Origin of the sequence: Haladaptatus sp. CMSO5 (assembly GCF_036689885.1) — an archaeon.
Lineage (GTDB): Archaea > Halobacteriota > Halobacteria > Halobacteriales > Halococcaceae > QDMS2.
The window spans coordinates 1-24,517 of the sequence record NZ_JBAHVW010000001.1; the positions used below are offsets into that span (position 1 = coordinate 1).

A 24,517-nucleotide genomic window follows, 5' to 3' on the forward strand; every position below is an offset into this window, starting at 1 on the left:
CGCTGGAGGACGTGGACGGGTTTGTCCATGCCAACGAGCATCGGCCCAATCGCCTCTGCGCCGCCGAGGCGCTGGAGGAGTTTGTACGCGATGTTCCCCGCCTCAAGGTTCGGGAACACAAGGATGTTGGCGGGTTTGTCTAAGGCCGCAAACTCGTAGGTACCGTGGAGCATGTCTTCGACGACGGCGGTGTCCGCCTGCATCTCCCCGTCGACGGGGAAGTCAACGGTCGAGTCAGCGCGCAGGAGTTGGGCCGCACGCCGGGGTTTTCGGGTGCCGTCGTTGTCCACCGAGCCGAAATCGGAGTACGAAAGTAGTGCCGCGCGCGGTTCAACGTTGAACTTTCGGGCGAGGGTCGCGGTGTGTTTCGTAATCTCTGCGAGCACCTCCTCGGTCGGGTCGAGATTCACCGTCGTATCGACGCAGAACACCACGCGGTCTTTGAAGGTGAGCATGTACACCCCAGCGGCGTACTCGGCGTCCTCTGCGGTGCCGATGACTTGCAGGGGCGGGCGCAGGGCGGAAGGATAGTGGTGGGTGAGGCCCGTGAGCATCGCGTCTGCATCGCCCATTTCGACCATCACGCTGCTCAGATAATCGCCGTCTGTGATGCGTTCTGCTGCCTCGCGACGGGTGACGCCCTTGCGCCGTCTGAGTTCGTACAGCCGGTCTGCGTAGGCGTCGAGCGAGTCGCCGTCGGGGTCGACGATTTCGACTTCGTAGTCGAGGCCGAGTTCGGCCATACGCGCCCAGATTTGTCGCCGGTTCCCAATCAAGACGGGCTCTGCGATGCCCTGTTCTTTGAGCTGGGCGGCAGCGCGAATCACTTTGTCGTCGTCGCCTTCCGCGAACACGACCCGTTTCGGGTCGTTCTGGGCTTTGTTGAGGACGACGCGCATCATCTCACGGGATTTGCCGAGGCGCGCTTCGAGCCGTTCGCGGTAGGCATCGAGGTCGATGTGGTGGCGGGCGACGCCGCTTTCCATCGCCGCCTCAGCGACGGCCGACGACACGTCGAACAGGACGCGCGAGTCGAGCGGTTTCGGGATGATGTAGTCAGGGCCGAACTGGAGCGGGTCGTCGCCGTAGGCCTTGACGACCGCGTCTGGGACGTCCTCTTTGGCGAGGGCGGCGAGGGCTTCTGCAGCGGCGACTTTCATCGCTTCGTTGATTTCGGTGGCGCGCACGTCGAGTGCGCCGCGGAAGATAAAGGGGAAGCCGAGGACGTTGTTCACCTGATTCGGGTAGTCAGAGCGCCCCGTCGCCATAATCACGTGGTCGTCTCGGGCGGCTTTCGCCTCGTCGTAGGTGATTTCGGGGTCGGGGTTCGCCATGGCGAAGATGACCGGGTCTGCAGCCATCGACTGAACCATCTCCTGGCTCACGATACCGCCGACAGAGAGACCGACGAACACGTCTGCACCGTCGATGGCGTCTTCGAGACCACCTTCAGGCAGGTCTTTTGCGAACGGTTCGTTGTGCGGGTTCAACTCGCCCGCCTCGGCGCGCGTCTCGGTGAGGATGCCGCCGATATCGACCATCGTGATGTTCTCGCGTTTCGCGCCGAGCGAGACGTAGAACTTGGCCGTCGCGGTGGCCGCCGCACCCGCGCCCGAGAACACGATGTTCACGTCTGCGATATCTTTTGCTGCGATTTCGAGGGCGTTGAGGAGGGCAGCCCCGGAGATGATGGCGGTGCCGTGTTGGTCGTCGTGGAACACGGGAATCGACATGCGCTCGCGGAGTTTCTCCTCGATTTCGAAGCACTCGGGAGCCTTGATGTCCTCTAAATTAATTCCGCCGAAAGTAGGTTCCATCATGGCGACCGACTCTATCATCTTCGCCGGGTCGTCGGTATCGAGTTCCACGTCGAAGACGTCGATGTCGGCAAAGCGTTTGAACAGCACCCCTTTTCCCTCCATCACGGGTTTCGAGGCCTGTGCGCCGATGTCGCCGAGGCCGAGCACCGCAGACCCATTCGAAACAACGCCAACGAGGTTGCCTTTCGCGGTGTAGGCGTAGGCGTCGTTTTCGTCGTCGGCGATTGCGAGACACGGTGCGGCCACACCCGGAGAATATGCTAGGCTCAGGTCGCGCTGGGTGTTCGTTGGTTTCGTCGTCGAAATTTCGAGTTTGCCGGGCGGGTCGGTCCGATGATATTCAAGTGCGTCCTCGTCGAGTCCCATACCTCATGTGGGACGGGCAAGCACCTATAAGATGTTTGTCAGCGAGGTGTTTCGTGCAGGGGTGGCATCCCACAGCGTAAGAGTGAACAAAATGCCGCCGCCGTCGCCATCTTCTCTGCTCTCGTGGGCTTGCTCTTGAGCGTCGTGTTCGTCTTGTAACTGGCTGTGTTCTGCCTCACGGTCTTCGTGATGTTGGATGTCGGCTTGGTGAGCGTCGTAGTCACCGAACTCTTCGAGGTGTTTTTTGAACTCGAAACGGTGGTCTCTGAACTTCTCGCGGTGGTCGTAGTATGCCTTTAGGTGTTCCTCGTGGGCTTTCTCGTGTTGCTTCCACTCGCCCTCTGAGGCGTTCGTCTGCACCAGATACTCGTGTTCCTGTTTCAGTTGCTCGTGGCGCTCTACGAGTTCGTCGTGTTCTGCGTCGAGTTCCGCACGCACTTTCTCGAACTCCTCGTGTTCCTTTCGGGCGTCTTCGTCTATCTCAGTCGTGGTCGCCGCCGTGGTCGTCGTGTCGAACGGGTCGTCCGTGGTGGTTGCAGTGGTCGTCGTGGTCGTGCTCATCGGCGTTGCGGTAGTGGTTGCCGCCGTCGTGGTCGCTGCCGTGGTCGTCTCGTTCGAGACAGGCGTGGAGACCGGTGCGGACGGGCCGAGCGAGGCGAGGACGACGGTGGCCGTCGCGCCGAACAGGGCCGCACCCAACAGCATGAGCATGAGGTTTGCTTTGCCTCGCTTGCCGGTCACGAGGGGCGTTACAGTCGAGAGGCCGCGCATAGTCGGGGCTAGTTCCCTGACCACCATTATTACGCGGCGGATAAGCGAGTCAGTAGATTGACCTGTGTGAACCGTCCAGTCTGCGTCGTGACTGGTTTATTTTCGAGTGGCGAAGCCGGTTTCGGCGCGATTCTTACTAGAGGCCGAGATTGAACAGTCGGTTCGTGAGAACGCCACCCATGCCAATCGCCATCACGCCCGCGAGAAGCGCGAACGCAACCGACCACCCAGCCACGTCAGAGAGGGTGCCAACGACGACGCTTCCGAGTGCGCCAAGGAGCACGTAGACTGTCCGCATGAAGCCAAATCCCGCGCCTTTCTCTGCGCTGGTGAGCGTGTCCATCAACCGCGCTTGGAGGGGTGCCCCCCAACTCATCGAAAGGCCAACACAGACGATGGCCCCGCCGAGGGTGAGCCACGAATCTCCGACGACGAGGAGGGTATAGCCCACCACGCCAGCCCCCATACACACCGCGACGGCGAGGTCGCGGGGGATGCGGTCTGAGAGGCTTCCCATGAGCGGTTGGGAGACGCCCTGTACCACGAAGTACGCGGAGAACACGAGTCCGGCCGTCGTCCGAGAGGTTCCCTGATACTGCTCGAAAAAGGCAGAGAGAAACGACGCCGTTGCCTGCCACGCGAATGCGCCGAGCACCGCGAGTGCCACCATAAACGCGATGTCCGGGCGGGCGAGCAACGAGAGTAAGGGTCCCGGAGCGAGGCGGTTTCGAATCGAGGCGTCGGGCTGTGACGGCGGAGTTGGGTGCACCCGCCACGCGAACACGAGAAACACCGGGAGCGCGACGACGGCACCGAGACCGAGGGCGTACCGCCAGCCGTAGACCGAGCCGACGTAGGCGGCCACGACGGGGGCGAGGAGGCCGGCAACGGGCGCGCCGGCTCCGTGGACGCCGATTGCGCGGCCGATACTGTCGAATTGCTTCGTTAGGAGCATCGTCGCGGGGCTGTAGTGGAGGCCCGCACCCGCTCCGAGCACGATGGCGAACACGACGAATGTGAGAAACGAGGGTGCAGCGGCGAGCAAGAGGCTCGCGGCGGCCGTGAGACCAACGGCCGTGAGAATGATGCGGCGTTCGCCGTAGCGGTCTGCGACGATGCCACTCGGGAACTGCGAGAGGGCGTAGGCCATCCACATCCCCGTGAGTGCCGCGCCAACAGCGCTGTTTGTCACGTCGAAATGGGCCGTAATCGCCGGAACGACGGGGCTGATGACGAGACGCGCCACCATCGTGCCGAAAAAGGCGAGCGTACAGAGAAAGAGGATCGAGCGGCGATAGGGCCAGCGCATCTATCGGGAATCAGTGATGGCGCGGTTTACCCGTTCGGTTCGCGGTCAGTTTCGTTTTCGGTCGGTGCGTCCACGTCGAGGCCGAACTCGGCTGCCTTTGCCCGCCAGAACTCCTCGTAGCCGTCCACGTCGGGTGAGGCGGTCACGGTGCTCTCCCCCGCGTTCACGCGGCTGAGTTTGAGGTCGACTTCTTCGAGCAGTTTCTCACCCACGTCGTCGCTGAGCGTGCCAGTGCGCATCGCGTCCATGATGGCGCTTTTCTCGCGTTTGAGCACCTGTCGCTCCCCGATGAGCAGCTCCTCGCGATGGATTTGGGGGTGTGAGGTGAGCAGCGAGGAGATGGCCCGGTTCAGGTCGTCTTTCTCGGCTTCGTACTCGGTGGTGAACTGCTCGTACACGTCGGGGGGAATGGCACCCGTCCGGCGGAGTTCCTCTGCGGCTTCGAGGGCGTTGTCCACTGCGCGGGCGCGGCCGACGAGCAGTTCGTACAGTTCCTCCTCGTCAGACCGGGTGACGATATCGAGTGCGTCGAGCAGGCGCTCCATCGAGAGGCCTTGGACGACGAGGCTGAACGCCGCGACGCCGAACACCATCGCACGCAGTTCCTCGCGGAAGGGAATCGACGGCGGCAGTCCGAGGACGAGCGCAATCGGAATCGAGGCGTGAAGCCCGCCCCACACGGCGACGTGCTGATACGAGCGGGGGACTGTAACGTCGAGTCGCAGGTTCGTAAGCGAGAGCAGCGGGTAGACGGTGAGCGCGCGGACGACGACGACGAGCACGATTGCGACGGCGATGAGCGGGAGGTGGGTCACCAGTTGGGTGACGGGCGTCTTCGCGCCGATGAGCAGGAAGATGAGCGTGTTCACGAGGAACGCCGCCGTCTCCCAGGTGTTGAACACGGCAATCTTCGTCTGCGGGCTCATCGCGTACTCCGCGCCGCGATTGCCGATGAACAGGCCTGCGGAGACGGTGGCGATGACCCCACTCACGTGCAGGTAGTGCTCTGCGAGCAGGAACGAGCCGTAGGCGAGGATGAGCGTGAGGACGATTTCGGTCATGTGTTCGTCGAGGTTGGCCATTACGCGGAAGACCGCGTAGCCCGCCGCGAGGCCCACGACGAGTCCGCCAAGACTGGCGATGGCGATGTCTACCCCGACGGTAGCGAGTTTTTCGGGTGTGAACAGCGCAGCCGGGTCGGTGCCAGTCTCGACGATGATGGCGAGCAGCGCAGAGAAGACGACGACGCCGACCCCGTCGTTCAGCAGGCTCTCGCCTTCGACGAGGATGGAGAGTCGCCGGGGGGCACCGAGTTCTTCGAACAGTGCGAGCACCGAGACGGGGTCGGTCGGGAGGATGGTCGCCGCAAACAGCAGAGCGATGAGCAGCGGGAATCCGAAGGCGAACTGGCCTGCAAAGCCGAGGATGAGCACGGAGATGATGAGGCCGGGCACGGCGAGGACGAGAATCGGGACGATGTTCGCACGAAATCGCGCAAGGTCAGTCGTCGCGGCCCCTTCGAACAGCAAGGGTGGGAGGAGAACGAGCAGAATCATGTCGTGAGAGAGTTCGAGACCAATCTCGACGCCGAGGATGGAGACGGCGAGTCCGGCGAGCAGGAGCGCAATAGTGTAGGGAAAACGCCCCACTTTCGCGACGAACACGCCCACACCGGCCGCGAGAATGAACACGGCAAGCAGTGAGAGGAGGCTGGCTTCGATTCCGGCAGCAGTCATTGCCGGGTCTTTTCGCGTCAGCGTGTTAACTTGGGTGGCCGCGGCGAACGGCCGACGGCGTGCGCGCCAGGATTTTTTCGACCACATCATGACGTAATAGATCTATGTCCTGATTGGTTATCGTGGCACAAGTGAGGGTGGCCGTTGCGCGAGATCGGTCGTGTTACTCACAGAGACTGCCAGCGTGACAGACCAGTCTATGCAGCTGAACTATTGGCACCCGGTGTGGGCCACACGCACGACCGCAGAGGCAGACAGCGGTGAGACGCGGCCAGGAAACCGAGCTTTCACCGTGTTTGTCCCCTCCGACACCCTCGGCCGCTGGACACACGCACAGAGAAGCGGCAAACCGCGTGTGAGCGCATGGTGTCTGAAGCCACAGAAATCCAAACCGAAGAGGTTGTGAAAGCTACAGAATCGCTAGAGATACCAACCAAAAAATAAATAGAACTATTCAATTTAATTCACGCATTTTTAGCCAATCGTTTCTAAAATACTCCTGTCAACCATATTTATTTGCTATTGAGATACAAAATGTAGTGAATGTCCACATTAGTAGGTGGATAATAAACACCGACACGGACGAAGCAACCGATGGAATGTCAGATACGAACTATCCTCGAAGAGCAGTTCTTGCGATGGCTGGGGTTGCGCTTGGTGGCGCGAGCCTCATCCGGGCAACTGGAAGTGCGAATGCAGCTACCCGCGAATCATTTTTACTCCTCGAAGGCACCGAACACGAGACGGAAGTGTTCGTCACGCAGGGTGAAGCAGACGGCCCGACCGTCCTCGTGATTGGTGGCATCCACGGGAACGAAACGGCAGGCTACGAAGCAGCAGCCGAAATTGCTGAGTGGGACATCGAGTCTGGAACGCTCGTGACGATTCCGCGCGCGAACGAGGTTGCAATCAGCAACGACTCGCGAATCGGTGACGGCGGCGACCTGAACCGACAGTTCCCGACCGGCGAAGAGCCAACGACAGCCCTCGCACGCGCCATCTGGAGCGTCGTCGAAGAGTACGAACCAACCACGGTTCTCGACCTCCACGAGTCACAGGAAATCTACGACGGCAGCGACTTAGACGGCGTTGGCCAGACCGTGTTCCACTCCGCTGGGGAGAAAGCAACGCGTGACGCAGAAGACGCCGTCAACTTCGTGAACAACAACTACATCGACGACAGCACGTACAACTTCAAACTCGGCGGTTTCTCCAGCCCCGATACCGACCCGAGCGGCTTGTTCGTCCACAAAGCCGCACGCGATGCCGGTGCGGACGCCTTCCTCGTCGAAACCCTCTCCACGGACATCGCTCTCGACACTCGAATTGAGTGGCACAGCGTGATTACCCGCCGCGTGACCGGCGAAGAACTGTTCGCAGGCGACGAATCCACCCCGACGCCAACACCCGAACCGGAGCCGAAACCAGAACCGCCAACGGCGAGAATTACGACGGACCCAGCGAATGCAACCGACGTGACCCTCGAAGAAGACACGACTGTCCAACTCGACGCCTCTGGCTCTGAAGCCGGAAGCAGTGAAATCGTGAAGTTCGCGTGGGACCTCACCGGTGACGGCGCGACCGACGCGACGGGCGCACAGACGAGCCTGACGCTCGGTGAGTGCCAGAAGTATCCCATCGTGCTCACCGCGACCGACGCCGAAGGGATGACGGATACGACCGAGATTACACTCTCGACGCTCTAAACGCCTCGGTGGGTGTTTTCGTGCGCGGTGGGACTACGCCAGTCCCTTTGAGTCAATAACGTCCCAGAGCTTCTCGCCGTCTTCGGTTATACCGTAGACGCGTCCCTTTCGTTGTTGCTCTGAAACGAGCAACTCGACGAGCGAGCGGCGACGAAGCTGCCCAAGCGCCCGCGAGATGTGTGAAATCGCGTTGTCAGAGTCACTGGCGAGTCGAGACGGTGTTGAGGGGCCGTCTGCGAGTTGTGCGAGAACGATAACCCGGTACTGTGAGCTGATTATGTAGCTGACTTCGTCCCAGTCATCTACCGATTGTGTCTCCTGCGTCCAGCTCATTGGTTGAATTCGGAACGGCCATCGCACTGCGCCGCACGTCGGCGTGGCTCCGGTGCGCAGGTACGCCAGCTACGTCTCCGCGGGTACTCACGAGCGCCAGACGAGGACGCCCTCAGCGGCGCTGCTACGTGTATAAGTCGGTCACTTCCCAGTTCGCGTGCCATTACGTGGGGTAAGCCACCGAAAATTACATAAATCTTCCGTCCGCAAATATTACAGATTTTGTGAATGTCTTTCGTGATTGAGCGTGAAAGTTCGATATAACCGCCAACGAGCGCCCAAAACGACCGATTAAAAGAGAGTTGGAATAGTCAGAAAGTCACGCATTCTATGGTGTTTGTGACCGCGTCGCAGGGGGCGCGTCAACACGCCCGTCTTCGACTGGCAGCAAGGCCGTATCGAGGTGGTCGTTCGCACGCTTGTCGAGCAGCATGCCAAGGGCAGCGAACGTCGAGATGAGGACGAGTCCACCGAGGGCTTGGAACGGCCGCGAGATGCCAGTCGTGCCAAGGACAATCGAGACCAGCGCGAACAGGCCAATCACGACGGCAAGCGTGTAGCAGCCAACGACCGAGAACTCACCGTTGTTCAGGTACCGAGCTCGGAGCCGCCAGAGGAAGTTGCGAAACAGCATCTTAGAGACGTTTGGGATGTACGTCGAGTAGCGGATGTGGCTCACCTCGTCGCCGTAGATGGCGGGCATCGGCACGTCCACGACGCGGAGTTTGTAGACGTTGAGCCGGACGAGCAGGTCGTTGCAGTAGCCGTAGAACTCGTACATGTTCTCTATGTCCACCGTCTCAAGGGCGGTGAGCGAGATGGCCGTGTAGCCGCTCTGTGGGTCGCCAATGCCCCAGTACCCGCTGGCGATGCGCGTGAGATAGGTGAGGATGACGTTCCCAATGTAGCGGAACCTCGGCATCGACTGGCGGTGATCTGCCCGCAGGAGCCGATTGGTTTTGACGTACTCTGCGTCGCCTTCGGCAATCGGGTCGATGACGAGCGTCAGCAGCTCTGGGTCCATTTGCCCGTCGCCGCCGAGGACGGTGACGATGTCGACCTTGTCGTCTCTCGCCCGGAGATAGCCCGTCTTGATGGCCGCGCCTACACCCCGATTCTGTCCGTGTTGGATGGCGATGACGCGTTCTGCGCTCGACCCCCCATCGGTCATCGGCTGAGCGAGCGGCGTCCGGCTCGCAGAGACTGCAGCCTGAATTTCCGCCCACGTGTTGTCCGTAGAGCCGTCGTCGATGACGTAGATGTGGTCGACGAACGCTGGCACTGATTCGATAACTTTCCCCACAAACCCCTGTTCGTTGTACGCCGGTATGACGACGCCAACTGATTTTCCTTTATACATCTGTAGTTCTCCGCTGTGTGCGTGTGTTCTCCCTATTCCGCGAGCTGTTCGCGCTGATTCGTTGCGACGAGACGTCGTAGTCCGTCGTCGAGTGCGACCTGCGGGTCGTATCTGAGGCGGTCGCGAGCCCGCGAGATGTCGGCACAACTGTGCTGAATATCGCCCGTCCGTGCGTCGGTAAACTGAATCTCCGCCCGCAGGCCGGTCGCCTCACGAATCAGCGTCGCGAGGTCGAGAATCGAGAGCGCCACGCCCGTCCCGACGTTGAATGCCTCGCCCGTGTGGTCGGTGGTCGCCGCGAGCAGGTTTGCCTGCACGACGTCATCGACGTGGACGAAGTCACGAGTCTGCGAGCCATCGCCGTGGACGACGAGTGGCTTGCCGTTGGTGGCGCGGTCGACAAACGTACTGATGACGCCGCTGTAATCGCCCGCGGTCTGGCGCGGGCCGTAGACATTGAAGTAGCGTAGCGCAACCGTGTCCAACCCGTAGAGCCGGTTGTAGGCGCGGGCGTAGTGGTCGCCTGCGAGCTTGTCGATGCCGTACGGTGAGTCGGGCGCGGTGGGCGCGTCTTCGGTGATAGGCACCGTTTCGGGTGCGCCGTAGATGGCCGCACTCGATGCCGTCACGACGCGAGCGTCGTTCTCGCGGGCCGCTTCGAGGACGGCGACGGTGGCGTTCGCGTTCACGAGATTGCTGAAGTACGGCGCTTCGACCGAGCCTTTGACGCTCACGAAGCCCGCCTCGTGGAACACGAGATCAACGCCCGCCATCGCCGCGGTGAGCGCGCTTGCATCGCAGACGTCGCCCTCGATGACCGTGATGTTCGTGGGTAGATTTGCGCGGCGTCCCGTCGAAAAATCGTCTAAGACGCGAACCGTGTTCGACGGTGCAAGCGCGTCCACGAGGTGGCTCCCGATGAACCCAGCGCCACCCGTCACGAGGACGGTCTGACCAGAAATCGGTGAGTCACGCATTGTGGCCCCCCGGCGAAGTGTAGGCCACCACGACTCGCTGTGGAGCGGTGGTGGGTGCTGTGCCTATCATCATACCAATACAGCGAATAGTAGCGTGATTGTTATATTCGGGCTATAACCCAGCAGCCTCAGCTTGAAAATGAAAACCATACCTAATCGAACAGGTCTTTTCGGTTGCCATGCGCCTGCGGGATGGAACGATGCGATGGGGTCTCGCGCGGGCGCAAAGTGACTACTGCGGCGTGGTACAACCGACGGGTAAGCGCGCATTACAGGTGGGTAGACGTCGATTTCCCATCCCGAATCGAGCGATGAAAAGACCAGCTATCGTTTGACCACGTTGTAGGCGGTCTTCGCCACGTCCATGAGCGGGTTGTTGGTCTCGACGACGTAGTACGGCACGAGGTGCGCGCCGAATTTCGACTTGTAATCACAGAGGCGTTTGGTGTTCGCACCGACCATGTCGTAGGTGGTAATCGACGAGAGCGCCGGGTCTTCTGCCATGTCCTTGAGGATTGCCCAGTGCAACAGCGTGTTGACGCTCACGTTCTCGTAAGAGGCGCGCATCCCGCCAAGCCAGTAGTACGCCGTGTCGTTCGAGTAGAGCGTGACGATGCCGTTCAGGTACGCGCCCGTGCCGTCGCGGGCGACGTAGACGCGACAGCGGTCGCCAAGCGAGAGCAGCAGGTCGCGGACGTACTCCCACGAGAGGGTGAACGTCTCACCTTGCTCTGCGTAGCGCGCGACCTGGTCGTCGTAGATGATTTTGGCCGACTCGATGCCTTCGACGCTGAAGGTCAAATCGAGGTCGTCGAGGCGGCGAATCTCGGTGCGTAGACTCCGGCTAAAGGAGCTCATGACTGAGTCGAGTGACCCGTCACCGACGGTGAGGTGGTAGGTGAAATCCGACGACACCCGAAAGTCGTCCCAGCGATACGGCCGCGGGTCGTGATACGACGGCGAACACACCATTCGCAACAGCGTCCGTGGGCTGTTTGCGTCGAGTTCTTCTATCACCCCCTCGGTGAACTGCTGGTTCAGTTGTTCGTGTTTGCGGCGCTTCGGGCTGTTTGGCATCAGGACCGGCCCGAGGTGGGGAATCCCCATCGCGGGTGGCGGCGACATGATGGTCCGCCCGACCGAGCGGTCTTTGACGAACGTTGGCAACAGCGCGACCGGCTCCTCGCCGTTGAAGCCGCCAAACAGCTGCATCTCCGCTGAGGTGTGGTCGTCGATGACCCGGAGTGCCTCTGGCGTGTGAAATACCTCAAAGCCTGCCGCGGGGAGGGCTGCCTCCCACTCCGACAGGTCAAGTTGCTCTATACGCATGTGAGTTCAGCCTGTGTATGCGTGAGGGATACTCTTTGTAACGCAGAACCTACCGGGAGAAGGAACCGATTACAGGCGACAGTTGTGCGATACGATCACAAGTGCAGCGGTCTCGTAGACGGCCGGTAAGAACGGCCATCAGCGCATAGTGAGTCCGTAACTATACTCATGGTTTTCGAACATACAGGTGATTCAAACTGACTGCTGTGCCGGATGGTTCGTCGTCACAGCCAGAGAGTGATTCCACGTGTTCCAAGAAACAATCAATAAGGTGTATCTACAGACACCAGAAGCCTATCAGGAATTCCTCCGGAAATGGTACTACGTCCTCAACCCGAAGATGTCGTGGCGCGACCGAAAGAAGACGCTCCAGACGACAGCCCAGTTCTCCGGCCGCTTTTTCGACTGTGAAGAGACGATGCAAAAGTACGAAGATGAGTTCAACGAGAGCATCATCGGCCCGGCCATCTACGAAGGGATACAAGAACTCCCCGAAGGCGTGTCGCTGTTCGATGCACACAAAGACGAGTGCATTCGACTGTACGCGCTCATCCGGGAGTACAAACCCGCCGTCATCGTCGAAACCGGCGTCTACAGCGGTGTCTCGACGATTTCGATTCTCGCCGCGCTCGAAGCAAACGAGTTCGGACGGCTCTACTCGATTGACTACTCACACGTCCTGAGCGACGAGTCTGCAGCAGTAGACCCGATTACAGAACAGAGCTACTACCGTGGTCGCCCGTCGTGTGCAGAGGAAGGAACGCATGTCCTCCCGAAAGGCAAACAGCCGGGCTGGCTGATTCCAGCCGACATGCGCGACCGCTGGGAACTCATCCCCGGCAGACCACAGACCGAGTTACCGCGGCTGCTCGACCGTCTCGGTGAAATCGACCTGTTCCACCACGACTCATCACACGCCGCCTCAAGCATGATATTCGAGTTCGAACTCGCCTGGCAGTACCTGCGGCCGGGCGGCCTCATGGTCTCTAACCACATCGGCTGGAACGACGCCTTCGAGACGTTCGTCTCCGAGCACTCTGATGACTACGGCCTCATGACGTGGCACTACAATCCCGGCGCGGACTACCCGTGCCCGGGAAGCAGTGGCTACATCGTCAAATCGGCAGCCAACACCAACGCCACCGACAGCAGCGGCGTCGTCCAATCGGTGGTGCACGTCCAGCCACCGGAGCAGGTGGCAGAGCCAGCAACTGACTGAATGACCATTCCCCCATCGTTTTCTCACCCGACACGGCGCTCGTTTCTGACCACGACAGGACTCCTCTTTGGGACGCTCTCGGTCGCGGGCTGTTCATCGCTCATCGCGCCACCATCGCTCGACACGGAAACCTCGTGGGAGCGCGGCGCGTCGCTTTCGCTCGACCGAACCGAAGTCGCGGCCACCACGCTCGGCACGTCGCTCTACGTCATCGGCGGCATCGAACCCGGGAGGCAAGCAAGCCGGGCGGTCGAACGCTTCGACCCCGAACGCGGCTCGTGGGAGCGTGCGCCCTCGCTCCCCGTTGGACTCCACCACACCGCGGCCGTCAGTGTCGGTAACGCCATCTACGTCATCGGGGGCTACCAGAATCAGTGGGACCCCGTGAACACCGTCTATCGCTTCGACGGGACGGCGTGGACCGAACGGGCGACGATGCCGACCGTCCGCGGCGCCCTTTCGGCGGCCGCCCACGACGGCATTATCTACGTCGCCGGTGGCGCAGGTATTGATGGCGTCCTCGCCACGTTCGAACGCTACGACACCGCGAGCGATTCGTGGGCGCGTGGCCCGCCAATGCCCACCGCGCGCGAACACCTCGCATCCGCGGTCGTTGGCGGGAAGTTCTACGCCATTGGCGGGCGAACCGGCGGACTGCGCACGAATCGCAGAACCACCGAAGTGTACGACCCAGAGACGAACGAGTGGCGCGCGGTGGCAGGAATGCCCACCGCACGCAGCGGCTTTGGGGCCACCGTGTTCGACGACACCATCGTCGTCGCAGGCGGTGAAGGGGCTGGCGGGACGATCGAAGAAGTCGAACTCTACATGCCAGAAACAGACGAGTGGCTCAGACTCCCCGACATGCCAACGCCGCGCCACGGCCTCGGCGTGACGGCGCTCGGAAATCGTATCTTCACGACCGCAGGTGGGCCTGAGCCGGGCTTTTTCTACGCGAACTCGGTCGAAGTGCTGACCTTCGAAGCCGGGAGCGTGCGCCCGGTCGTGAAAACCTCACAGTCGCTCGCCTGTGACCTGCCGTTGCTCGGCGGGTTGCTTCGCGGAACGCTGTGTTAAAAATTAGTTCGCTGCCGTAACGTTCACCCAGAGATAGAGGTGACGGTAGGCGTTATCTTCCGTTGGATTTGCGGGGACGTCGCCCTTATACAGCATGTAGCTGAGTCTGAGGTGGTCGCCGGTCATGGTTGGCGTCAGTGAGTGTGATTGGTACCACGTCCGGTCGTTTGCGACCAGCGCGGCGAACCGGTTGAGTTCCTCTCGCTCGACAACGGTGAGCGTGCCATCGCCCGTCTCGACCCGTTGGAGTTCGACCACCACGGTGTAGTCGGTGGTCGCACCCTCCTTGTTCTCGATGGCGACGTAGAGCTCCTGTGGAACGCCCTGGACGAAGTCAGTTGGATAGTCCGCGAACACGAACGACCCGGCGTCGTTCTGTTGGACCAGCGAAAACTCCGTGTACTCCTCGCCGTAGTTCGGCACCGCGAGCGCGTACGTAAAGCCAGTCATCGCGAGGATGACAGTCACCGCAAGGGCGATGTTGAGCGTGGTGTCGAGGCGCGTATCGGCGTTGAACAGCCACGCAGACATGTCGGAGTAGTACTGTTCGAACGGAAGCGAGAATCGCTCTTCTTCCGGCAGCGATTTTCTGCGCATCGAGCCGATGACGAGCGTGACCGTCGCAAAGACGCTGAGGCTCCCGAGGAGCGTTTCGAGCGTGAATCCGAAGCCAAACAGCGCGAGGGCGATGGCGAGTGGCGCGAGCAGCCCGAGGCTCAGCCCAAACGATAGGGCAAGTCGGGTGCTGAGTTTGATGCCGCGCTCTGCGGTTCGCGTCCCCGCCGGAACCGGCCCTTCGACCGTCGGGTCGCTGAACCAGCCTTCGATGTACTCTTCGACGAGATATTTGTGCGGGTACAGCGCCAACAGCAGCGTGTATCCGGGCACGAACAAGATGAGTGGCAACCCAACCAACGTTCGCGTGATTGGTTCATCTACGTACATCACAAGAGAGATTGTGAGGAGCAGATACACGAGACCCATCCCGAGGTCCATCCCGGGAATGTGCATTTGCGAGGAGTCGTGGCCAAGCGTCGGTTCGTCAGTCATTGTAAATCTAAAGCGGTTCCGGCTCTCTGACCAGTCCCGTCCACGAGAGGTAAAAGGACGCAAACGCAGTTTGTTATACGCCTACTTCCGGCGCTCACCGACGCTGAAACAGTCAAAAAAATTAACGGGAAAAATAAGCTGATGTCTGTCGATTTAGTCGCGTTTTAACGCCACATTATCGAGGTTTACAGTGAACTTGCGTCAATCGCTGAGTCGTTGAGCACGACCGACACGGTGTCAGAGGCTGAGAAGTCCGTGATTTCACCGGAGAACTCGTAGCTGTCGGTACCGCCACCGAGCGTCCCGGTCGCCGTGCTACCGGAGATCTCGTCGTCAGGGTTGATCGAACCGCCGTTTGCCTCGCTTTTTGTGATGTCACCGGTCACGGTGAACTCGTAGGTGACCGTGTTCGATGGGCTGCCGCCGCTTAGGCTGATGACGTTGTTTGACGAAGTCGAATCGAAGTTGTCCGGGTTGATTTCGGTCCCGTCTACCGTGACCGTCGCCTCGCCGTCGAGCGAGAAGTCGACGATTTCACCGACGATTTCGTAGCTGTCGGTACCGCCTGCGACCGCACCCTCTGCGGTTGCGCCGGAAACGTCGTCGCCATTGTCGATGGTCGCGTCGTTCGCATCACTCTTCGTGATGTCCTCAGCGACGGTGAGTTCGTACTTGGCAACACCAGCGCCGCGCTCACCGGCGATGCTCAGGATACGCGGTTCAGTGGTGGTCGTGGTGTCCTCCACAACGATGTCTGCCGGGACGACTTCGTCGCCGTCAACCGTAACCGTCGCGTCGCCATCGAGGGTGAACGCCGTGAAATCACCGTTGAAAATGTAGCTGTCGGTGCCGCCTGCGACTGCACCGGTCGCGCTGGAACCGGAGATGACGTCGCCGGAGTCGATGGTCGCGTTGTTGTCCTCGCTCTTTTGGAGCGAGCCAGTGACCGTGAACTCGTAGTTCGTGACCTGCCCGTCTACTCCCGTGATGGAGAGGACGCTGCCGCCGGTTGCCTCGTCGGTCGTACTGTCCGTCGTGCTGTCCGTGGTCGAGGTCGTACTGTCCGTCGTGCTGTCGGTCGAAGAGGCCGTCCCGTTTGCGGCTTCTTCGGGCGTCGTTGGGACGCCTGCAGGCACGCGAATGTTCGGCGCGTCGGAGCCGGTTTCGGTCGAGGAGGCGACTTCGACGAAGTCACCGTAGGTGTTGCCGTTGATGCGCGAGTTCTCGAAGCGGACGGTACTGCAGTCGCCGTAGGTGCTGTGGGTGGTCGATTGCGCCACGGACGCCCCACACACGCTGTAGTCCCAGTTATCGCTGTTACAGGTGTTCTCGCCGATGATGTTGAAGTCACAGTTGTCGACGGTGATGACCTGCGATGGGTCACCGTAGCCAGTGTAGATACCACGGCTGTTCACAACGTCTGAGTCGCCTGCGGACGTGTTCATCTCTGGCCGAACGTTGTTCGTGTTGTGGAACACACAGTCACGGACGACGGTGCCGTCTGCGGCGAGCCGCAGGTGGCTGATGTTGTTGTCGCGGAAGTAACAGTTCTCGAACGTGTAGTTGCCGCCTTGGCCGTCGGTCGTGCCGGGACCGGTCGTGCGTCCGGAGCCAGCGGCGTAGATTGCGTTGTCGCTCCACCCAGCGATGTACATGTTGCGAAGCGTGACGTGCCCTGCGTGTTCTGGACCCGAAAGCATCGCACCTTTGCTCGAAATCCCCCATTCGAAGCCGTCACCCATATACACGTTCTCGATGAGGCCGTTGCCGTCGAAGCGGAAGACGTAGCCAACACCGCTTTCTTCACCGTTGGAGAACTGGCCGCGAATCCCGATGTTTCGGATCACCCAGTCGTCGCCTTCTGCTTTGATGTGGAGGTCTGCGTCCTCTGCCGTCACGTCGATGAGCAGGTTTTCGAGCGTTTCACCACTTCCAACGCGGTAACTCTTCATTTCGCCTGCGCCGACTGTAACGGTGGTGTACTCGGCTGCTGCAGTGCCACTTGCAGCGCCGACTGCACCCGCCGCGACGGCCGAGGTACCTAAGACTTTGAGATAGTCTCTGCGGTTTATTAATTTATCATTATCACCGAATGTCTCACCACTGCGTCGTTCCATATTTGGGGAATCTACACGCTATTAAAGACAGTTACGCCTAGTTACCTACCACCTGATTGCGCACGGCGGTCAGTTACCTTTTTTTCACTACCACTTACATGGATATCAGCCATTAGTCGCAGCATAACGGGCGTGAAATAAGCAAAACTCACTGCAATACATGTGATATCAAACCTGCGGATATGTGGCGACACGCGCCCGTTACCGGGGTTTTCCCATTTTTCTAGGCTGGCAAGTCCATTGACACACCCCCAAATCGCGCACACTCAACGAAATCTGGCACCGTTGCTGTCGGGCGAATCGAACGCACCCCCTTCCGTGATACCCCCTCACACGGTTGTGTTACGGTGTCTAGGCAGGCGGTAGCACGCGACGAGGGCGACAACGAGCCGGGGCATTTGTGTCAGTCGTAGCATAACAATAGGCCAGTGTCGCATTTGTTTCGAAAATGCACCACGTACGGTCAGATAACGCAGCCAGCGCATTGACGGGGGGTGGACCACGGTGAAAGTCCTCTTCGACGTGAACCACCCGGCACACGTCCACCTGTTCAAGCACGCCATCTGGGAACTCGAAGCAAACGGCGTTGAAGTACTCGTCACCTCACGGCACAAAGAGATGACCACCGAGTTGCTAGACGCCTACGGCATCGAGCACGTCCCGCTCTCGGGTCGCCGCCCCGGGACACTCGGGCTGTTCGCAGAGTGGGCCATCCGCGAAGCCCGGATGCTGAACGTCGCCCGCAAGTTCAAGCCAGACGTGGTCGTTGGCCGACTCAATCCGCCGCTCGTCCACGTCTCGAAGCTCCTCGGCGCACGGAACGTCATCGTCATGGACACGGAAATCAAGTCCGCGACAATCGACCGCATCTACTCGGTCATCACCCACCCGTTCATCGACGTCTACTGCACGCCACCGAGCATCGAGCCGCCGACCGACCGCATCGACCACCACTTAATGGACTTCCAAGAGCTTGCGTATCTCCATCCGAACTACTTCACGCCCGACCCGAGTGTGCTCGAACGCTACGGCGTGAACCCGGAAGACACCTACTTCGTCCTCCGGTTTGCGGGCTGGGACGCCTTCCACGACGTGGGCTTTAGCGGCATCTCGCCGGAGACGAAACGCGAACTCGTCGAGTATCTCTCTGCCCACGGCAAGGTCTACATCACGAGCGAGGGTGACCTCCCCGAGGAGTTCGCTGAGTACGCCCTGCCGCTTCCCTCGCATCTCGTCCACCACCTGCTCGCCTTTGCAGACCTCTACGTGGGCGACTCGGGCACGATGTCCTCTGAGGCAGCGATTCTCGGCACGCCCGCCATCCGCGCGAGTTCGATGGTGAGCCACGACACAGAGAGCATCTTCTACGAACTCGAACACGAGTACGGTCTGATGTTCGCGTACGCGGACGAGCAGGCCGCACTCGACAAGGCAAAGGAACTGGTCGAATCGCCCGCAACCGCCGACGAGTGGCGCGAAAAGCGCGAGCGCCTCCTCGCGGAGAAAGGCGACGTGACCACGCAACTCGTGGACATCATCTGGGAGGCAGGACGCGCCGTGCGCCCGAACGCCACCGACGCACAGACGCCCACACCGGAGGCGCAGCTATGACACAACAGATTCTCATGCAGAAAGAAGACAGCGTACAGGACGACGAACAGCTCCGGGTGCTGAATCTCGTGACGAGCAGCGAGTCGACGTTCTTCAGACAGCAGGTTCGCTCGCTCGAAGATCGCGGCGTCTCGTGTACGAACCTCGCCGTCTCTCCAAAGCGGCCGAAAACGGACGAGAAAACCGAAACCCGTCCCGTCACCGACTACATCCGATTCTTTGGAACCGCAACCAAGGAGTCGTTCGGTGAGTACGACCTCATCCACGCCAACTCCGGGTTGATTGCGCCTGCGGCAGTGTTCCAGCCAAACCTTCCCGTGGTACTCTCACTGTGGGGCTCTGACCTCATGGGCAAGTTCGGGCCGGTGAGCAAGTTCTGCGCCCGACACGCAGACGAAGTCATCGTGATGTCAGCAGAGATGGCGGAGTTGCTCGGTCAAGACTGCCACATCATCCCGCACGGCGTGGACACAGAACGGTTCAAACCCATGGACAAAGCCGCCGCACGCGCCGAACTCGGCTGGGAACAAGACGAAACCTACGTCCTGTTCCCCTACGCCGCGTCGAAAAGCGTGAAAAACTACCCGCGTGCAGCGCGCGTGGTGGACGCCGTCCGCGAGCAGTACGACGGCACGCTCAACCTGCAGACGGTGTTCCGTGTGCCCCACGAACAGATGCCCCTCTACATGAACGCCGCGGACGTGCTGTTGCTCACCTCACACCGCGAAGGCTCGCCAAACGCGACCAAAGAGGCGCTCGCGTGCAACACGCCCGTCGTCTCCGCCGCGGTTGGCGACGTGCGCGACCAACTGCGTGGCATCTCGCCGTCTGCCGTCGGTGAAACCGACGAGGAACTCATCGATGGCCTGCTCTCGGTGCTCGAATCCACCAAAGAGCCAAACGCGCGTGAGAAAGTGCTCAAGGAGATGAGCGCAGAGCGCATGGGCGAGCGCATCCACGAAGTGTACGAACTCGCGCTCGCAAAGCAATAACACGGTAAAATCAGGGGGACGTGACCCGGGTGGTCGCGTCCGGCGAATTTTCTAACTGTTCATACAGGTCGCGTGGCGGGCCAATCCACGCGCCGAGTTCCTGGGCGTATTCGATGATGCGTTTGTAGAGTTCTCCCTGGCCGGGGAAGTCGCGGGCGGCGAACTTCATCGGGTGCCAGAGAATCGTCATGACGGCGTTGTTTGCTGCGGCTTCGTCGAGAACCGCCTTGCACTCGCTCCACGCGTACTCGAAGTCCACCCCGGGGTCGGGGATGGCGTTTTCCATGAACGTGAGCGGGAACACCACGAAATCGTCGTCGAACGGTCGGACGATGTCATAGCCGTGCTGGAAGCCGTACTCGCTGCTCGACCCGAGCGAGGCGTCGTACTTGAGGCCGAGGGCGGCGTGGTACTCCCACGTCGTCGGAACGTCGAGGTTGAGGTAGTGCTGGCGACCGCCCGTAATCTCGTGGCCGAGGATGGCTTCGAGCGTTTCTTTCTCGTAGGTGAGCCGCGCGAGGTCGGTGGGCGAATCGTACGAGCCGTGTATCCCGACCTCCCAGCCGCCGTCGTCTAAGCGGTGGATGACGTCCACGATGGCCGGGTCGGTAATCGCGTATCGCCCGGCGTACAGCTGCCAGCTTTTCGGGCGAAGCCACTCGCGCGGGTGTTTGTCCCCGAACAGCCGCTTTTCGTTCAGGAAGTAGAACGCAGAGCGCACCCCGAGGGCAGCTTCGAGTTCCATGATGGTCTCGAACTGCCAGTAGGGGTTGTGCCCCGGTACCAGCGTCTTCAGGTGGTACGGGTCGCGGTTTTTGAGTGCGTAGTAGAGCGACTGGTACCGCTTGTACGGCCGGTCTACGTCGTGGGTGAGACAGAGCCAAAACGTCGGGGCTGTGTCCTCTGGCGTGACCGGCTGTGCTGCGTCCTTCGCCTCCGGTGCGTGCGCGTGTGAGGGCTTCGGTACGTGTGTCATTCCGTACATAGAATCCGCGATAAACGCCCATTGTTATGGACTGCGTTCGAGTGGTCGAGAGTCGGAGCCCCTGAACACGCGGACACGGAAACGGCGTTCTCGACAGTTTCTGGCTGGTAAGAGCCCCATAACAAAACAGGTTGCAAGACTATGACAGGTAACACGCAGCTATGACTCATGCTACCCGAGGGAGACACGCACGCCAGAAATCTGGTGGACACGCATTCAGGAATACGCGGGTTAGCAAATTCGCCTTGATTGTGGGGTTCGCAGCACTGTACATCGGCCTCATGGCGGCGCGGAGTGCGCCTGCCCGCGGCTACGAGATTTCCATCTACGACGCCACCCCCGTCGCGTTTTGGGTGTGCATCGGCCTCGCCACGTTCATCGCGCTCGCCGTCTCGTTTTACGTCGCGCCAGAGAGTAACCTGCGAAAGCTCGCGGTGGTGCTCGCAATCAGTGCCATCGTCGCCGTCGCCGCACTGCCGATCGTCCGCGGCTATTTCTTCGTCGGCGCGGGCGACTCGCTCACCCACCTTGGCTGGATGAAGGATATCGGAAACGGCGTGCTCAACCCCGTGAACTTCCTCTACCCGGGGATTCACACCTCCGCGTTGTTCATAGAGCGCGTCGCGGGGATGCCGCTCGAACGCGCGACGGAGTTCCTCGTGCTCGCCTACTTCGTGGTGTTCATCGTGTTCGTCGGGCTCACGGTGCAGCTCATCGCCAAGACCAAGTACGCGCTGGTGTTCGGCGTGTTCTCGGCGCTGCTTGCGCTCCCCATCAACAACATCAGCGTCCACCTCCAGCCACACCCGTCCACGGAGGCGATTTTGTTCGTCCCCGTCGTGCTCTATCTGACGGTTCGCTACCTGACGAACACCGAACAGCCCCTGTTCTCTGTCGGGCCGGTGTCGGTCGCCCCAACGGGGATTTTGCTCGCCATCGTGTTACCCGCGATTCTCTTTATCCACCCGCAGGTGACGGCGAACGTCATCCTCATCTACGCCTCGATTGCGTTCGTACAGTTCTTCCTCCGCCAACTGCGCAGTGAACACCCCATCAGCCAGCACCGCCCGCTTTATCTCCACACGACCTACCTCATCACCATCTTCGTCCTCTGGGCACCGCGCAACCCGCGGGCGAGCAATACGGTTGATATCATCATCAACGCCCTGCTCTACGGGTCGTCGGGGGTAAACGCGGTTTCCCAGCGCAGTTCGACGCTCTCTGAGATTGGGGGCAGCCTCACTGAGCTGTTCTTCAAGCTGTTCTTCGTGAGCCTCATCTTCGGCGCGCTCGCCGCGTTGCTCATGAGCCTGAGCCTCCGCAAGAAGTTCGCCCAGTCGTTCCCCTTCGGAGACGGCGTGGTCAAGTATTTCACCCTCGCCATGTTCCCGCTCGCGGGGATGTTCCTGCTGTTCTCGCTCCTGCAGAGCTCAACTCAGCGGTTCCGCTACATCGGCTTCGTGATGGTGCTGCTCACCATCCTCGGCGCGATCATGCTCGCGTGGGGCTTCGACTGGCTGTCGAAACACGTCTCGACGCGGCGGCTCAAACAGGTCGCCGTCATCGCGTTCGTCCTCATGTTGCCGGTGAGCACCATCACCATGTTCGCCTCGCCGTACATCTACCAGCCGTCGGGGCACGTAAGCGAGATGCAGATGAACGGCTACGGGACGGCGTTTTCCTATCAGCCAGACGCTATCCCCGTGACCGGCGTCCAACAGGGCTCAACGCGCTACGTCCACGCCATCTTCGGGACGCCGTTCGTGAACGAAAATAGCTACGTGCCGGGGGCTGACTCCACGGTCCAAGACGAGGTGTTCGCAAACGGCACCTTGCTCACCTACTACGACGAGAGTCGCTACATCATGTTCAGCGAGACGACCCTCGAACTGGAACTCGATGTGTACAAGGGCGTTCGCTACCCAGCGATTGGGTTCGACTACCTCGAAACGACGCCCGACATCGCCAAAGTGCACACGAACGGGAACGTTCGCGTCTTCCTACTCCACGAGAAGCAGGCGACTAACCAGCCCACAAATTCGACGGCCAGCGCGTAAGTCACGCATAACAAAATGAGAATCTGCTGAACGGAGAATACGAACACAGACGTGTAACATTCTGGGTTGTCAAACCGACAGTTGCAGAGTTCTCACGCAGTCACACATCATGTCACACCAAGCACAATCGAAAGCGTTCGTCCTCGGGTTAGACGGCGTTCCCTGGTACCTTATCGAACAGTGGGTCGAAGCTGGCGAGCTCGAACACTTCGCCACCCTCATGGAAGACGGGGCCGCAGGCTCCCTCGACAGCACGACGCCCGCGACGACGCCGCTCGCGTGGCCGTCGATTGCAACGGGCGTCCGCCCGGACAAACACGGTCTTTACGGCTTCAGACGCCTGAGCGAGAGCTACACGCATCACGTGTACACGGGCAACGACCTGCAACGCCCTGCGCTCTGGGACATGGTCTCGCCTGCGGTCGTCGGCAACGTCCCGATGACCTACCCCGCCCGCGAGATTGACGGCGTCATGGTCACGGGGATGATGACGCCGGAAATCGGCCCCGGTTTTACCCACCCGGAGAGTCTCACCGACGACATCCGCTCGCGGATTCCAGACTACCGCATTGGCCTCAACTGGAGTCAGTACTTCGACGCGAAAGACCAGTTCCTCGCAGACCTAAACGACCTCGTCCGCACCCGACGGCAGCTCATGGAACTGCTGATGGAGCAAGACGACTGGCGGCTGTTCTTCTTCGTCTACACCGCGCCAGACCGCCTCCAGCACCTCATCTGGGACGACGACGTCCAGCTCACCCACTACAAGCTGCTCGATGAAATCCTCGGGCAGGTCATGGACTACGCCACAGAGCGCGACGCGACGCTCTACGTCGTCTCCGACCACGGCTTTGGCCCGGTGCACACGAAAGTCGCGCTCAACTCGCTGCTCACAGAAGAGGGCCTTCTCAAGCCGCGCACCGAACGCGGCGTCCGAGGCGCGCTCTCGCGGCTTGGCGTCACCAAGGAGGGCGTCATGGGCGCGCTCTCAAAAGTCGGCATCGACGAGGAGATGGTCGTCGAACACCTGCCCCAGTCGCTCACGACGCAGGTGGCAAAGCAGATTCCGGGCGACCACCCGCTGTTCGACGTCGATTACGCGGAGACCGCGGCGTTCGTCTACTCGCTCGGTGAGGTGTACGTAAACGATTCCCGGCGGTTCACTGCGGGTATCGTCGACCCCGTCGAGGTGCCTGCGGTCAAACGACAGGTCAAGGCACTGTTCGAGGGCGTCACCGACCCGGAGACGGGCGAGCAGATGCTCATGGTGTTCGACGGCGACGACCTGTTCCCGACCGACCCGAACTCACCAGACCTCGTGGTCGAACCACGCCCCGGCTTCGACATCTCGACGGCGCTCGCAGACGACATCATCTCGCCGACGCGGATGGCCGCAAACCACCTGCCAGAAGGCATCTTCTTCGCGTGGGGACCGAACATCGAAGCCGGTGTCTCGACTCACGAAGCGACCGTCTACGACGTTGCGCCAACCATACTTCATGGCCTCGGTGAGGCGGTGCCAGACGACACCGACGGCCGCGTGCTGAGCGAAATCTTCACCACCGACTCTGCAGCCGGGCGCACCGCGGTCAAACGCGGCTCCTACACGAAAGGGGCGGCAGCGGCGACGGCCAGCGACGACTTCAGCGACGTGGAAAATCGCTTGCGCGGGCTCGGATATATCGAATAAGGCGACGGTTTC

At 60.7% G+C, this 24,517-nt stretch carries 18 protein-coding genes; 7 read left to right on the forward strand and 11 right to left on the reverse strand.

The window, feature by feature from the left end:
• The 4 genes from V5N12_RS00005 to V5N12_RS00020 form a co-directional block, all read right to left on the reverse strand.
• Window positions 1–2,186 (reverse strand): NADP-dependent malic enzyme (locus tag V5N12_RS00005; RefSeq protein ID WP_332897097.1); only part of this gene is annotated, 2,186 nt, incomplete at its 3' end.
• A 24-nt stretch (window positions 2,187–2,210) separates the two neighbouring features.
• The gene (locus tag V5N12_RS00010; RefSeq protein WP_332897098.1) at window positions 2,211–2,957 is read right to left on the reverse strand and encodes a hypothetical protein; all 747 of its coding nucleotides are present in this window, start codon (window positions 2,955–2,957) and stop codon (window positions 2,211–2,213) included.
• Between the two features lie 136 nt (window positions 2,958–3,093).
• Entirely contained in the window at window positions 3,094–4,266 is a 1,173-nt protein-coding gene (locus V5N12_RS00015) for an MFS transporter (protein WP_332897099.1), read from the reverse strand.
• A 26-nt stretch (window positions 4,267–4,292) separates the two neighbouring features.
• The gene (locus tag V5N12_RS00020) at window positions 4,293–6,002 is read right to left on the reverse strand and encodes a Na+/H+ antiporter (protein ID WP_332897100.1); all 1,710 of its coding nucleotides are present in this window, start codon (window positions 6,000–6,002) and stop codon (window positions 4,293–4,295) included.
• 599 nt (window positions 6,003–6,601) lie between these two features.
• On the opposite strand from V5N12_RS00020, the gene V5N12_RS00025 reads away from it, so the two are divergent.
• The gene (locus V5N12_RS00025; protein WP_332897101.1) at window positions 6,602–7,708 is read left to right on the forward strand and encodes a PKD domain-containing protein; all 1,107 of its coding nucleotides are present in this window, start codon (window positions 6,602–6,604) and stop codon (window positions 7,706–7,708) included.
• Window positions 7,709–7,741: 33 nt separating this feature from the next.
• Here the strand turns inward: V5N12_RS00025 and V5N12_RS00030 are convergent, their stop codons facing one another.
• The 4 genes from V5N12_RS00030 to V5N12_RS00045 form a co-directional block, all read right to left on the reverse strand.
• Window positions 7,742–8,041, reverse strand: a complete 300-nt coding sequence (locus V5N12_RS00030; RefSeq protein WP_332897102.1) for a winged helix-turn-helix domain-containing protein — start codon at window positions 8,039–8,041, stop codon at window positions 7,742–7,744.
• A gap of 328 nt (window positions 8,042–8,369) precedes the next feature.
• Window positions 8,370–9,401, reverse strand: a complete 1,032-nt coding sequence (locus tag V5N12_RS00035) for a glycosyltransferase family 2 protein (protein WP_332897103.1) — start codon at window positions 9,399–9,401, stop codon at window positions 8,370–8,372.
• A gap of 32 nt (window positions 9,402–9,433) precedes the next feature.
• Entirely contained in the window at window positions 9,434–10,378 is a 945-nt protein-coding gene (locus tag V5N12_RS00040) for an NAD-dependent epimerase/dehydratase family protein (RefSeq protein WP_332897104.1), read from the reverse strand.
• 324 nt (window positions 10,379–10,702) lie between these two features.
• Entirely contained in the window at window positions 10,703–11,707 is a 1,005-nt protein-coding gene (locus tag V5N12_RS00045; protein WP_332897105.1) for a GNAT family N-acetyltransferase, read from the reverse strand.
• 247 nt (window positions 11,708–11,954) lie between these two features.
• Here V5N12_RS00045 and V5N12_RS00050 point away from each other — a divergent pair, with 247 nt between their 5' ends.
• Together V5N12_RS00050 and V5N12_RS00055 are read left to right on the forward strand one after the other, a co-directional pair.
• On the forward strand, window positions 11,955–12,926 hold the full coding sequence (locus tag V5N12_RS00050; protein WP_332897106.1) for a class I SAM-dependent methyltransferase: 972 nt from the start codon (window positions 11,955–11,957) through the stop codon (window positions 12,924–12,926).
• Window positions 12,927–14,003 (forward strand): Kelch repeat-containing protein, encoded by a 1,077-nt coding sequence (locus V5N12_RS00055; RefSeq protein ID WP_332897107.1) that lies wholly within the window; start codon window positions 12,927–12,929, stop codon window positions 14,001–14,003. It abuts the gene before it with no gap.
• Window positions 14,004–14,006: 3 nt separating this feature from the next.
• Here V5N12_RS00055 and V5N12_RS00060 read toward each other — a convergent pair whose 3' ends face one another.
• Both V5N12_RS00060 and V5N12_RS00065 read right to left on the reverse strand, forming a co-directional pair.
• Window positions 14,007–15,053 (reverse strand): DUF1616 domain-containing protein, encoded by a 1,047-nt coding sequence (locus V5N12_RS00060; protein WP_332897108.1) that lies wholly within the window; start codon window positions 15,051–15,053, stop codon window positions 14,007–14,009.
• 185 nt (window positions 15,054–15,238) lie between these two features.
• Window positions 15,239–17,170, reverse strand: coding sequence for a hypothetical protein (locus V5N12_RS00065; RefSeq protein WP_332897109.1), 1,932 nt, complete (start codon window positions 17,168–17,170; stop codon window positions 15,239–15,241).
• 504 nt (window positions 17,171–17,674) lie between these two features.
• On the opposite strand from V5N12_RS00065, the gene V5N12_RS00070 reads away from it, so the two are divergent.
• Together V5N12_RS00070 and V5N12_RS00075 are read left to right on the forward strand one after the other, a co-directional pair.
• A complete protein-coding gene (locus tag V5N12_RS00070; protein ID WP_332897110.1) occupies window positions 17,675–18,781 on the forward strand; it encodes a DUF354 domain-containing protein in 1,107 nt (368 codons plus the stop codon).
• The gene (locus tag V5N12_RS00075) at window positions 18,778–19,773 is read left to right on the forward strand and encodes a glycosyltransferase (protein WP_332897111.1); all 996 of its coding nucleotides are present in this window, start codon (window positions 18,778–18,780) and stop codon (window positions 19,771–19,773) included. The genes V5N12_RS00070 and V5N12_RS00075 overlap by 4 nt, the downstream gene beginning before the upstream one ends.
• A 10-nt stretch (window positions 19,774–19,783) precedes the next feature.
• Here the strand turns inward: V5N12_RS00075 and V5N12_RS00080 are convergent, their stop codons facing one another.
• Window positions 19,784–20,749: a polysaccharide deacetylase family protein gene (locus V5N12_RS00080; RefSeq protein ID WP_332897112.1), complete on the reverse strand. Its 966-nt coding sequence runs from the start codon at window positions 20,747–20,749 to the stop codon at window positions 19,784–19,786.
• Window positions 20,750–21,009: 260 nt separating this feature from the next.
• Here V5N12_RS00080 and V5N12_RS00085 point away from each other — a divergent pair, with 260 nt between their 5' ends.
• Entirely contained in the window at window positions 21,010–22,815 is a 1,806-nt protein-coding gene (locus V5N12_RS00085) for a hypothetical protein (RefSeq protein ID WP_332897113.1), read from the forward strand.
• A gap of 109 nt (window positions 22,816–22,924) precedes the next feature.
• The gene (locus V5N12_RS00090) at window positions 22,925–24,505 is read left to right on the forward strand and encodes an alkaline phosphatase family protein (protein WP_332897114.1); all 1,581 of its coding nucleotides are present in this window, start codon (window positions 22,925–22,927) and stop codon (window positions 24,503–24,505) included.
• Window positions 24,506–24,517 lie beyond the last annotated feature (12 nt).